The 12,646-nt window shown below is 50.3% G+C and carries 11 protein-coding genes; 10 read left to right on the forward strand and 1 reads right to left on the reverse strand.

Translation table 11 applies throughout. From position 1 onward, the window contains the following. Positions 1–370 precede the first annotated feature (370 nt). From der to AB7U36_RS08990, 10 genes are all read left to right on the forward strand, one after another. Positions 371–1,864, forward strand: coding sequence for a ribosome biogenesis GTPase Der (der, locus tag AB7U36_RS08945; protein ID WP_428159440.1), 1,494 nt, complete (start codon positions 371–373; stop codon positions 1,862–1,864). Further along, entirely contained in the window at positions 1,864–3,192 is a 1,329-nt protein-coding gene (locus tag AB7U36_RS08950; RefSeq protein WP_428159441.1) for a replication-associated recombination protein A, read from the forward strand. Before der ends, AB7U36_RS08950 begins: the two co-directional genes overlap by 1 nt. Before the next feature lie 113 nt (positions 3,193–3,305). Next, positions 3,306–4,592, forward strand: a complete 1,287-nt coding sequence (locus tag AB7U36_RS08955) for a thiolase family protein (protein ID WP_428159442.1) — start codon at positions 3,306–3,308, stop codon at positions 4,590–4,592. A 163-nt stretch (positions 4,593–4,755) separates the two neighbouring features. Continuing rightward, positions 4,756–4,911, forward strand: a complete 156-nt coding sequence (locus tag AB7U36_RS08960; protein ID WP_165477759.1) for a hypothetical protein — start codon at positions 4,756–4,758, stop codon at positions 4,909–4,911. 144 nt (positions 4,912–5,055) lie between these two features. After that, positions 5,056–6,135: an AI-2E family transporter gene (locus tag AB7U36_RS08965; protein ID WP_428159449.1), complete on the forward strand. Its 1,080-nt coding sequence runs from the start codon at positions 5,056–5,058 to the stop codon at positions 6,133–6,135. Between the two features lie 115 nt (positions 6,136–6,250). After that, positions 6,251–8,830: a DNA gyrase subunit A gene (gene gyrA, locus AB7U36_RS08970; RefSeq protein ID WP_428159443.1), complete on the forward strand. Its 2,580-nt coding sequence runs from the start codon at positions 6,251–6,253 to the stop codon at positions 8,828–8,830. Beyond that, positions 8,808–9,527: a RadC family protein gene (gene radC / locus AB7U36_RS08975; protein WP_428159444.1), complete on the forward strand. Its 720-nt coding sequence runs from the start codon at positions 8,808–8,810 to the stop codon at positions 9,525–9,527. Before gyrA ends, radC begins: the two co-directional genes overlap by 23 nt. Continuing rightward, positions 9,524–9,796, forward strand: coding sequence for a hypothetical protein (locus AB7U36_RS08980; RefSeq protein WP_428159445.1), 273 nt, complete (start codon positions 9,524–9,526; stop codon positions 9,794–9,796). The genes radC and AB7U36_RS08980 overlap by 4 nt, the downstream gene beginning before the upstream one ends. Before the next feature lie 97 nt (positions 9,797–9,893). Next, positions 9,894–11,069 carry a phosphoglycerate kinase gene (locus AB7U36_RS08985; protein ID WP_428159446.1) on the forward strand — a complete coding sequence of 392 codons (1,176 nt, stop codon included), beginning with the start codon at positions 9,894–9,896 and terminating at the stop codon, positions 11,067–11,069. Positions 11,070–11,099: 30 nt separating this feature from the next. After that, the gene (locus AB7U36_RS08990; RefSeq protein ID WP_428159447.1) at positions 11,100–12,155 is read left to right on the forward strand and encodes a hypothetical protein; all 1,056 of its coding nucleotides are present in this window, start codon (positions 11,100–11,102) and stop codon (positions 12,153–12,155) included. Between the two features lie 7 nt (positions 12,156–12,162). On the opposite strand, the gene AB7U36_RS08995 is transcribed toward AB7U36_RS08990, so the two are convergent. Continuing rightward, positions 12,163–12,646, reverse strand: a 484-nt coding sequence (locus tag AB7U36_RS08995; RefSeq protein ID WP_428159448.1) for an N-acetyltransferase, incomplete at its 5' end; no start/stop codon positions are given.

Consider the following 12,646-nt stretch of genomic DNA (forward strand, 5'->3'; position numbering starts at 1 on the left):
TAAGAAATACCAAAATTTTGTACCAAACAGCATCCGAAAAATTTGCGTTTCCCATAGGTTATCCCTCCAGATAGATGATATTGAGGAGGATAAATTATGGGCGGTCTGATAAATGTCAACAGAACCTGGGGATTTTCCCTAAATGTGCAATTACACCCTAATCTCTTGGGCTAAAAATGTCAGCCTGATTGGAACTGTCTTATTTTCGGTGATTTTTTCAAGGATTGACAATAGTTGTATTTTAAATATTATGGTATGTAATTGTCTCTTAGATAATGCCCATCCATAAATAGCCTTTTTGCCCAATTTCTGCGTTGGATAAAAACCTACTTTGATTTTTTAACCCCTTTTTTGTCCGGGAGAAACGAATATGAAACCGGTTGTGGCCCTTGTGGGCCGCCCCAATGTTGGAAAATCTACGCTGTTTAACAGAATTACAAAGTCCCGCCAGGCCCTGGTGGATGATATGCCCGGTGTGACCCGGGACCGGCAGTATGCCGATGCGCAGTGGGAGGATAAAGCCTTTACCCTGGTCGATACCGGCGGTTTTTTAAGTGCGGATGATGATTTTTTTGCATCCCAGATCAAGGAACAGCTGTTGCGGGCCGTGGAACAGGCTGATATCCTGGTGTTTATTCTGGATGGCCGTGCCGGACTTTCCCCCTATGACCGGGACCTTGCCGATCTTTTACGCCGTACCGAAAAGCCTGTTTTTTATCTGGTCAATAAGGTTGAAAGTCTGCACCGTCAGGAAGATGAACTCGGAGATTTTTATACCCTGGGTGTGGACCGGTTTTACAAGGTGTCGGCCGAACACGGCCTGGGGGTAGGGGAGTTCCTTTCAGACCTGGTCGCCCTGCTGCCCGATGCCCCGGTCCCAAAGGAAGCGGGTGAATCGGGCGAATCGGGGGAGCCGGGACAAGATGATGACACAGGTCCCATCCGCATTGCCATTGTCGGGCGTCCCAACGTGGGTAAATCATCCCTTGCCAACCGGCTTTTCGGAGAACAGCGTGTGGTGGTCAACGACAAGGCCGGCACCACCCGGGATGCCATTGAACTGTCCGTGAACCGGAATGGCCGGGAATTTATCCTTAAAGATACCGCCGGCATCCGCCGCAAGGGCAAGGTCACGGACAAACTTGAAAAATTTTCCATTCTCAAAGCCCTGGACAGCATGGAAGACTGTGATGTGGCCTTGATCCTCATTGACTGTTCCGAAGGCATCACGGACCAGGACATCACCATTGCGGGCTATGCCGAAAAAAGGGGATGCGGGGCCATTTTTCTGCTCAATAAATGGGACCTTGTGGACAAGTCGGAAAAAGGGCAGCAGGCCTTTATCAAAGAGCTGCGCCAGAAGGCAAGGTTTCTGGCCTTTGTGCCTGCCATCACCATTTCAGCCAAAACCGGCCAGCGCTGCCAGAATATTTTTGATGAGGTGGAAAAGGTTTATAAGGAATACTCTCACAGAATCAATACAGGTATGGTCAATCGGATAATCGAGGATGCCGTGTACCGGGAGGAACCCTCCCTTCACAAGGGCCGGCGCCTCAAGTTTTTTTACGCATCCCAGGTGGCAGTGAAACCACCCTGTTTTGTCTGTTTTGTCAACTATCCCGAAGCCGTGCACTTTTCCTACAAGCGGTATCTGGTCAACCAGCTGCGCCAGATGATCCCTTTGACGTTGACCCCTGTTAAACTTTATTTCAGGGAAAAAACCGGTAAAATTGAATTTTCCGGCAACACAAAGGAATTCAGGCGAATCCAGGAGAAGAAAAAGAAGGTCATGACAAAGCGGGATAAGCAGCGCAAAGAACAGAGCCGCAAGAAACGCGAACGGGATCAGAAAAACGCATTGTAATGGATCTTTTTGACCATACCGCCGGGCAGGATATGGCCGGGGCCGCACCGCTGGCCGAACGTATGCGGCCCCGTCGGCTTGAAGATGTTGTGGGCCAGGACCACATCACAGCCAAAGGTACTCTGCTTGAACGCGCAGTGGCCGAAGACCGGGTTTTTTCTATGATCCTGTGGGGACCGCCGGGGTGCGGTAAAACCACCCTGGCCAATGTCATTGCAGCACAGACGAAAAATCAGTGGGTCAAGATCTCTGCGGTGTTGTCAGGCGTTAAGGAGGTCCGGCAGATTATTGAAGAGGCAAAGGAGAGAAGACGGCTGCACAACCGGCGGACCCTGCTGTTTGTGGACGAAATCCACCGGTTTAACAAATCCCAGCAGGATGCCTTTCTTTTCCATGTGGAAAACGGATTGATCACCCTGATCGGGGCCACCACGGAAAACCCTTCCTTTGAAGTCAATCCCGCCCTGGTATCCAGATGCCGGGTCTTTACCCTGAACAGCCTGTCCCTGGATGCCATTGTGCAGATTTTGAACCGGGCTTTAACAGATAAGGACAAGGGACTTGGACTTTTATCAGATATATTTTCAAAGCAGGCCATTAATCAGATCGCCGCCGCATCTGACGGGGATGCAAGGGCTGCCCTGACAAGCCTTGAAGCCTGTGCTTTGAACCGTGGGAACGGCAAAACACTGGATGTGGAAGATGTCAGGGCCATGGTGGCCCAAAAACTTTTGCGCCATGACAAGGCAGGGGAAGAACACTTTAATCTGATCTCCGCCTTTATTAAAAGCGTGCGGGGCAGTGATCCGGATGCGGCCATGTACTGGCTTGAGCGGATGCTGGCTGCAGGGGATGATCCCATTTACATATTAAGGCGGATGATCCGCCTTGCCACCGAGGATATCGGCCTTGCCGATCCCGGGGCATTGACCATGACCATGAATGCGGATGCCTCGTTCCGGCGCCTGGGCCGCCCCGAAGGGGATGGCTCTTTATACCAGGCCGCTGTGTACCTGGCCACAGCGCCCAAAAGCAATGCTGTGTATGCGGCCCAGAAACAGGTTCAGGAAGCTGTGAAAAAACACGGGGCCCTGCCCGTGCCCATGCATATCCGCAACGCCCCCACTGGATTGATGAAACAGATGGGCTACGGCAAAGGCTACAAATACGCCCATGATTACAAACACGGGTATGCGTCCCAGTCCTATTTGCCTGAAGCCCTTGAAGGCACCCGGTTTTATCACCCCACTGCCAGGGGGTATGAGAAAACAGTAAAGCAGCGCCTTGAGGCGTGGCTGGATCTGAAAAAGAACGCCATGGGCGACTGATGGCGTTTCCCTTGTATTTTACAAATCATTTTGTTATGGCAATTTGACTAACTTATTGAGAATAATTTAATCATTGACTTGGAAAAAATTAATCCAACCAATTGGAGGCTGTAATGCAAGAGGCGGTAATCGTAAGCGGTGTTAGAACATCTGTGGGGACCTTTGGCGGATCTTTGAAAAGTGTGCCGGTGGTGGAACTGGGCACCTATGTCATGAAAGACGTGTTAAAACGTGCCGGGCTCAAACCTGCCCAGGATCCCGGCAATGATGAATTTTCCCCTGCAACCTTGAAAGATCAGGGGATGATCGACATTGAGAATTCAGGGTATGATTATGGCGATGACCTGGCAGACATCTATGTGGACGAGGTCATCATGGGCAACGTACTCCAGGCCGGCCAGGGACAGAACACCGCCCGCCAGGCCATGATCGGTGCCGGCATCAGCCGCACTACGCCTGCCATGACCGTGAACAAGATCTGCGGGTCAGGTCTGAAAGCCATTGCCTTGGGTGCCCAGGCCATTATGGCAGGTCAGGCCCAGGTGGTTCTGGCCGGGGGCCAGGAAAGCATGAGCAATGCCCCCATGGCCCTGCTCAAGGCCAGATGGGGCCATCGTATGGAACTTACCGGCCAGGGTCCGGTCCATGATTTGATGGTGTATGACGGTCTTTATGAAATTTTTTACGGCTACCACATGGGGCAGACCGCAGAAAATATTGTTGAAAAATACGGTATCACGCGGCAGGAACAGGACGAACTTGCCCTTTTAAGCCATACCAGGGCCCTTGGCGCGGTTCATGACGGCACCTTTGACCAGGAAATCGTTCCCGTTGTTATTAAAAACCGCAAAGGGGACATTGTGGTGAATAAGGATGAACGGCCCATGGAAACCAGCATGGAAAAACTGGCCAAACTGGGTCCGGCCTTCAGAAAAGACGGCAGCGTAACTGCCGGCAATGCCTCGGGCATCAACGACGGTGCTGCAGCCGTGCTCATGATGACTGCACAGCGTGCCAATGAACTTGGACTTGAGGTGCTGGCAAAAGTTAAAGGCTTTGCGTCCGGCGGCCTTGATCCTGCGTACATGGGGTTGGGACCGGTGCCTGCGGTGAAACGGGTGCTTAAACAAACCGGCATGGCATTGTCCGACATTGACATGATCGAACTTAACGAGGCCTTTGCGGCCCAGGCCATCGGCTGCATGAGGGAACTGGATATTGATGTGGAAAGACCTAATGAACTGGGGTCCGGTATCTCTTTGGGCCATCCCATCGGCTGCACGGGTGCCCGCCAGATGGTCACCGCCATCCATCAGATGCAAAGAAAAGGGTACAATACCGGCCTGATTTCCATGTGCATCGGCGGCGGCATGGGCATGGCAATGATTATTGAGAGGTAAATAATAAACAAGAAACAGGAGGGCGAAGCGCCTGCGTTGTCCGAACACGATCAAATTTCTGCTATGTTTTCCTTTACTTAAGGCCCTTAAAATGGTAAACAGACAAATTGATATTTGCCGGTATAACTGATTTCAATTGAATTGAAAAAAGAGGTGTGAAACCATGGATATTCCACGCAAACTTGGGATACTGATATACACGGCCGTACCTGCCATCGTAGGCGGCGGCATTGTGTACCATTTCTTTGGAAGTTTTACCCAGGTTATTATCTGGGAAGTATTGCTGGTGCTGGCTGCCCTGGGATTTATCAGCAGTTAACGCTGGGTATTTCGTAACGTAAGGTCTAAGCCGCACCTGTGCAGGAAATCTTTCTGCATGATGCGGCTTTACCTTGTTATTTAGGGTCGTTATCTTATAAAACCAGGCAGGTAATATTTGGAGCAGAATATTTTTCAGCGGGCAGTGTTCTTTTTTTTTCTGGCCCTGTTTTGCATATCCATTTTCCTTGTGGGAAAAGTGATAGCCCCGTTTTTTGCAAGCCTGCTTCTCGGTATTGTCATTACAGGTATTTTTCGGCCTGTCTTTAGGGCGCTGGATAGATTCATGCCTGCACGGGCAGCTTCGGTTTTCACCTGTCTGGCCGTTTTTTTCATTGTCTTTATTCCGGTTGTCTATTTTGTGGTCATCCTTTCAAGAGAAGCCCTTGGACTTTACAACCTGGCAAAGGATGCGGTGTTTTCCAATAATCTGATCAACTTTCTGGAAAGCACCCGGGCTCTTGATCGGATCAACGAATTTCTAACCAAGGCCAATATTCATACCCATATCTCCTGGCGTGAGTTGGTGGACCCTTTGACCGAAATCGGAAAGAACTTAGGCTTTTCCCTGTTCCAGCAGGCCAGGTTTTTGACATCCAACCTGCTGAACCTGGTGTTTTACTTTTTTCTGATGCTCATTGTGGTGTTCTACATGTTCATGGATGGCGAACGGTTCATGCAGTACATATATGATTTGTCTCCGCTCAAGGACGAGCATAACCGCAAGCTTTTTGAAAAGTTCAGCGATATGGCCGGGGCCGTACTCATTGGCAACGGACTGGGCGGATTGATCCAGGGGGGGGCCGGCGGGTTGCTGTTCTGGTCTCTTGGCCTGAATTCCCCCTTTTTATGGGGCGTGGTCATGGGGTTTCTGGCATTTCTGCCCATTGTGGGCATTGGTGTGGTCATGCTGCCTGCGGCTTTGTTTTTTCTTTTGAAAGGCAGTCTGGGTAAAGGCCTTTTTATTGTTGGATTTTATGCTGTTTTGTCATGGGGCGTTGAGTATATTTTTAAACCCAAACTGGTGGGAGACCGGGTGGCCATGCACCCGCTTATTGTGTTTTTTGCCATTATTGGCGGTCTGAAACTATACGGAATTTTAGGTATAATTTACGGGCCGTTGATCGCTACTTTGTTTTTAACCCTTTCCGATATTTATTTTTCCACGTTTCAGTCCATGGTGGAACCGGGCAAAGGGATGCTGGATTCATGGACTGACCAATAATTTCACCAAGGTTTTTTACTTAACACGCCATGAAGAGATCTGAAAACGGGAAAAGATCTGAAAACGGCTTGATGGGTTTTTCATAAGCAATTTAATCGGGAGCAGTTAATTTAGGATGATTCAAAACGAAAGCACCAGTATCGAGAAAGAGATGAGGCAGTCCTATCTCGAGTATGCCATGAGTGTCATTATCGGGCGGGCTCTGCCCGATGTCCGGGACGGGTTGAAACCGGTCCACCGGCGTGTGCTATACGCAATGCAGCAGCTTCACAATGACTGGAATAAACCCTATAAAAAATCTGCCCGTATCGTGGGTGATGTTATTGGTAAATACCATCCCCATGGGGATTCTGCCGTGTATGACACCATTGTCCGCATGGCCCAGGACTTCTCCCTGCGTTATACCCTGGTGGATGGCCAGGGCAACTTCGGCTCCGTGGACGGCGACTCTCCGGCTGCCATGCGTTATACGGAAATCCGTATGCGTAAACTCTCCCACCAGATGCTGGCCGATCTTGAAAAAGAAACCGTAGAATTCATCCCCAACTATGATGAAACCCTGGAAGAACCTGCGGTGCTTCCCACAAAATTTCCGGCATTGCTGGTCAACGGCTCCTCGGGCATTGCCGTGGGCATGACCACAAATGTTCCCCCCCACAATATCAGTGAGGTTATTGAGGGGTTAAAGGCACTCATAGACGATCCGGGCATGGATACAAGGGCATTGATGACCCATATCCCGGCACCTGATTTTCCCACCTATGGCCATATTTACGGCACCAAGGGGATTTTTGAGGCTTATGACACCGGACGGGGCATTATCACGTTGCGGGCCAAAGTCGAGGTGGAGGAAAATAAGAAAAGCGGCCAGGAAACCATTGTGGTCACGGAACTGCCCTATCAGGTAAACAAGGCCAAGCTGGTGGAAAAGATCGCCGAACTGGTCCGGGACAAGGTGATTACCGGTGTCTCTTATGTCCGGGATGAATCCGACCGTGATGGCATGCGTATGGCCATTGGGCTTAAACGCGATCAGATCGCTGAAGTGGTGATCAATCAGCTTTACAAGCATACCAATATGCAGACCAGCTTTGGCATCATCTTCCTGGCGGTGGTAAATAACCGGCCTGAGCTGCTCTCCCTTAAGGAAATCCTCAATCACTTTATTTCCCACAGGACCAACGTCATCATCCGGCGCACCCGCTATGATCTGCGTAAGGCAGAAGAACGTGCCCATATTCTGGAAGGGTTGAAGATTGCCCTGGATAACCTGGATGAAGTGGTGGCCCTGATCCGGGCCTCCCGGTCACCGGAAGAGGCCAAAACCGGTTTGATAAACCGGTTTGAACTGACCGAGATCCAGGCCCAGGCCATTCTGGACATGCGGCTGCAGCGGCTCACCGGACTGGAGCGGGAAAAGATTGAAACCGAATACCAGGAGCTGCTCAAGGATATTACCTGGTTCAAGGAGATCCTTGGCTCAGAAACCGTGGTCCGGGGACTGATCAAGGATGAATTGACAGAACTCAATGATGAGTTCGGGGATGCGCGCCGCACCCGTATCGTGGAGAGTACAACCGAGATTTCCATTGAAGACCTCATTGCCGAAGAAGACATGGTGGTCACGGTGACCCGAAGCGGATACATCAAGCGGAATCCTGTGACCCTTTATGCCAGCCAGCACCGGGGGGGTAAAGGCAAGACTGCCATGGGAACAAAATCCGACGATTTTGTGGAACATTTGTTTGTGGCCTCCACCCATGCCACCTTCCTGTTCATCACCAATTTCGGCAAGGTCTATCAGGCTAAGGTATATGAACTGCCCATGGCAGGCCGTTCTTCACTTGGCAAGGCCATTGTGAACCTGCTTAATTTTGATGAGGGCGAAAAACTTGCCACCGTGCTCACGGTGGATGAGTTTACCGAGAACCGCTACGTGGTCATGGCCACCAAAAAAGGCCGGGTGAAAAAGACCGAGCTGATGGCCTATTCCCGTCGCCGGGCAGAGGGCCTTATCGGTGTGAAGCTGGCTGAGGGGGATGAACTCATTGCCGCACGCATCACCGATGGCAACCAGGAAATTTTTTTGGGGTCCGAGGGCGGCAAGGTGATCCGGTTTAATGAAGAAGATGTCCGTGACGTGGGCCGCGGCTCCATGGGTGTGCGGGGCATGCGCATAGAAGAGGGTGCCCGGGTGGTGGGCATGGAAGTGCTTGGGGACGAGGATACGCTTTTAACGGTTACGGAAAACGGTTATGGCAAGCGCTCTAAAATTGAGGAGTACAGAACCCAGACCCGGGGCGGAAAAGGGGTTTTTTCCATTAAAACCTCCAAGCGCAACGGTAAAATGATGGCCCTTGCCCTGGTGGATGACAATGATGAGTTGATGATGGTTACGGACAAGGGAAAACTGATCCGTACCGATATCTCCGGGATCAAGGTGATTTCCAGAAATACCCAGGGTGTCAAACTCATTAATCTGGCCCAGGAAGAGACGCTTATCGGCATTGCCCGTCTTCCCGAAGAGGATGGTGACCCTGATGGTGATAACACCTGTTTTCATCCTGATGGGGAGGATGGCGACATTTTAAATGATCCGGAAACGGATATGGATCCGGATGACTTTGATTCGGATGATCTTGATCCGGATGACCCGACAGATGGCCCGATAGATGACTGGGGAGACGACGAATAAGGGTGCCGGACACCGGCAGCGCCTGAGGGAACGCTTCCTCCAGGCCGGCTTGTCAGGGTTCCGGGACTACGAGGTCCTGGAGCTGCTTTTGGCCCTCAATACCCCACGAAAGGATACCAAGCAGGCTGCCAAAGATCTTTTAGCAGAATTTAAAACCCTGCCCCGGGTGCTGGAAGCTGATACCCGGGCCCTTTGCCGGGTTAAGGGGGTGGGGCCTGCCAACAGCTTCGGGATTCATCTGATCAAGGCTGTGGCAGACCGGTATCTTGAAACCCGGATACTCAAAATGGATGTGGTCAGTAATCCTGAAAGTCTGATCGCCTATTTAAACCAGACCATTGGTTACAAAAACAAAGAACATTTTTTAGGGATATTTCTGGATGCCAAAAACAGGGTTATGGCATCGGAGGTCCTTTTTACCGGGACCCTTTCAGCCTCGGCTGTATACCCACGGGAAGTGATTGCACGCAGCCTTGCACACAACGCGGCTTCAGTGGTTTTAGCGCATAATCATCCGTCCGGGGATATTACACCCTCAGCCCAGGATATCCGTATTACACGGATTTTGTTTTTTGCCCTGGCTTTTGCCGGCATTCATATCCACGACCATCTTGTCACAGGAAGCCAGGGGTATTACAGTTTTGCAGCCCAGGGGGTAATGGCGCAGTTCCAAAAGGAGTTTGAACAGATTAAATGAAAAATCAGGACGAGTTTCCCGACTGCTTTGGAGACCTTGAAAAAATCTTTCCCATGGGTTCCAAGGGGTTGCGGGAAACACCGGAACAATGCTTTTACCACTGTCCTGTGAAAACAAAGTGCCTCCAGCAGGCCATGGCCACAAAGAACGGGATTCAGGTTGAAGAAGAGATCATTGAACGTTCCACAAAAGCCGGGGCCATCTCCTTTTTTGAACGCTGGTCCAGGAAAAAACAGGCCCACAGGCGTGGCCTGAAAATGAAAAAATAATGCCTAAGCGGAAGCCCTGTGTTTGGACGCAAAGTTGCCCAGATGCAAGGCGCAGATGGGTGACTTTTCGTTCAAACACTATTGATTAGGAGGAGACATGAAATCGGTTCGAGACATAGATGTAAACGGTAAAACCCTTTTTATCCGGGTGGACTACAATCTGCCCATGGATGACCAGGGGAAGATTACTGACGACAACCGGATCCGGGCCACCCTGGAACTGATTACCTATTTGATTGAAAAAAACGCCAAACTGGTACTGGCCTCCCATCTGGGCCGTCCCAAAGGTGGCCGGGACGAAAAATTCAGCCTTAAGCCTGCGGCAGTCAGACTGTCTGAGCTTTTAAACACGCCCGTGGCATTTGCCGATGACTGCATTGGGGATGCGGTGAAAAAGCAGGTAAACGCCCTTGGGCCCGGCCAGATTCTTATGCTTGAAAATTTAAGATTTCACGATGAGGAGAAGAAAAACGATCCTGGGTTTGCAAAGGCCCTTGCAGACCTTTGCGATGTTTATGTGAACGATGCCTTTGCCGTATCCCATAGGGACCAGGCATCGGTTACCGGCATTACCATGTATGCCAAGGTGTCTGCAGCCGGTTTTCTGCTTGAAAAAGAGGTGCGCTCATATTACGATTCTGTGGAACATCCCAAGAAACCGCTGGTCGTCGTGATTGGCGGCGCAAAAGTTTCCAGTAAACTGGCTGCCCTTGAAAATATGCTCAAGTTTGTGGACTGCATGATTATCGGCGGTGCCATGGCCAATACCTTTCTTGCGGCAAATGGCGTGGATACCAAGGCGTCCATGATTGAATCGGATTTGATTAAGACCGCTGCGGATATCATGGCCCATGCAAAGGAAAAAGGCATTGACCTGGCTTTACCCACAGACCTGGTTGTTGCGGATCGTTTTGACAAGGATGCTGAATCGCGCACGGTTTCTTTGGATGAGATTCCAGATGGCTGGATGGCCCTGGATATTGGTCCTGAAACTGCCCGGGGCTTTGCCAAAGCCATTTCCAATGCCGGTACCATTGTGTGGAATGGCCCCATGGGGGTGTTTGAAATGGACCGGTTTGCTGCAGGGACCCAGACCGTAGCGGATGCCATTGCCGGGTCGCCTGCCTTTTCGGTTGTGGGCGGCGGCGATACAGGCCTTGCAGCCAAAAAATGCGGGATTACGGAAAAAGTCAGCTATATTTCCACAGGGGGCGGGGCTTTTCTGCATATGATGGAAGGGAAAGTATTGCCCGGAGTGGCAGCCCTGAAATAGTTCTGGGCATTTAGAAAGGATTAACGTGAGGTGAAATTTTGCAAATTACGGCACGCTCTGAGTAGGGAGGACCGGCTGCGCCGATCCTATTACCAGGTATTGAGGGATGAACTGGATCAGTTTGTTCTGGATTACGCCCTTGTGGGGTCCTACAATAATTTTTTAAAGTTTCGGACCCCTTACCCCTTTGTTGAGTTAAGGGAACTCAAACCCCGGGCGCGCATCCCTTCCGTGGAGTTTGAAGCACAAAATTCCTTTCTGATCATTTTCTGTGAAGATTATATTGATAAAATCCACAAAAAGTATATCCGGTATTTTGACGTCAATAAAACCACGAAAACCAATCTGCTGGGGCTCAAAGATTTTCCTGATATTGAAAACTACAACCGGAACATAAAATGTTTTGAGTCCGACGGTTTTTTTTCTCTTCTTAGAAACCTGCTGCCCGTGGATTATGCCATTTTAATCCAGCCCAACCAGCGGCTGAAGACCCAGTACGCCCTGACCCATTTTCATGTCAGGGTAGACTGGCCCATTGCAGATGCATCTGAAACCCTTGCCAAATTTTTACGTTATATCTCCAAAGACCTTTACGAGAAAGGGGATACTTACGCTGAAAATATGCAAAAAAAATTGTTTGAATATTATGGGGTTCCTGTGCTGGCCGGTGGCCGAAGGACGGCTGCCGTTGTCGCTGCCCAGTATTTCCGGCAGCTCAACTCAATTACGACGGTGTATGTTGCGTCCAGCGAATCACGAAGCCTGCTGCGCTTCGATGAAAAAGGCGTGTCAAAGTCCGTTCTGGTAAAGCTTGTGGTTGACCAGGTCAAGGCCTTGTCCCAGCAGGTGGGTGTTCCCCAGAGTACCTTTACCAATAATTATGTGGTGGCTCGCCAGGGCAAATTCTATATCTGTATTTTCAATGTCTGGTATGATTACACGATCCATGCCCTGCCCTCGGAAGGCGGACGCCTTCGAGAACTGAATCCGGATAATAACTGGCTGACCGTGGCGGAAGAACATATTCTTCCCAAACCGTCCGTATCAAAGTATGCGCCCATTCCCTACAAGATGGTTTATACCTGAACAAAAGCTATAACTCTTTGATCATGGCTATTTCATCACAATCCGGAAACTTAACACAGTCCAGGCACCCGGCCCAGATTTTGACCATGGGCAGGTTGGTTTTTTCAGTTATTTCAAATCCGAAACGGGCGAAAAAATCCGGGCGGTAGGTCAGCGCAAACAATGTTTTTAATTTAAAATAGAAGGCTTCCTGGATACAGCGTTCTACCAGGGCCGATCCGATACCCTGTCCATTGTATTCCTCTTTTACCGCAACGGAGCGGATTTCGGCGATATCTTCCCAGCAAAAGGCCAGGGCTGCACAACCTGTTATTATGCCGGTACCATCATCCTCATATACCCAGAAATCCCGTAAATGGTCGTAAAGATTGCTTAAGGGCCGGCCTAGAAGTTCTCCCTTTCCGGCATAAAATTTAAGCAGGGCATGGATGGGGACAACATCATGGATGAGGGCTTTTCTTAGCATGGGGTAAAATAAATCCCTTACGGGG

The sequence above is a fragment of the Desulfobacter sp. genome, assembly GCF_050177295.1.

Excerpts from the sequence above, each read along its gene's own strand:
- der (WP_428159440.1), top strand. The coding sequence starts at position 371 with ATGAAACCGGTTGTGGCCCTTGTGGGCCGCCCCAATGTTGGAAAATCT.
- AB7U36_RS08950 (WP_428159441.1), top strand. The coding sequence starts at position 1,864 with ATGGATCTTTTTGACCATACCGCCGGGCAGGATATGGCCGGGGCCGCA.
- AB7U36_RS08955 (WP_428159442.1), top strand. The coding sequence starts at position 3,306 with ATGCAAGAGGCGGTAATCGTAAGCGGTGTTAGAACATCTGTGGGGACC.
- AB7U36_RS08960 (WP_165477759.1), top strand. The coding sequence starts at position 4,756 with ATGGATATTCCACGCAAACTTGGGATACTGATATACACGGCCGTACCT.
- gyrA (WP_428159443.1), top strand. The coding sequence starts at position 6,251 with ATGATTCAAAACGAAAGCACCAGTATCGAGAAAGAGATGAGGCAGTCC.
- radC (WP_428159444.1), top strand. The coding sequence starts at position 8,808 with ATGACTGGGGAGACGACGAATAAGGGTGCCGGACACCGGCAGCGCCTG.
- AB7U36_RS08980 (WP_428159445.1), top strand. The coding sequence starts at position 9,524 with ATGAAAAATCAGGACGAGTTTCCCGACTGCTTTGGAGACCTTGAAAAA.
- AB7U36_RS08985 (WP_428159446.1), top strand. The coding sequence starts at position 9,894 with ATGAAATCGGTTCGAGACATAGATGTAAACGGTAAAACCCTTTTTATC.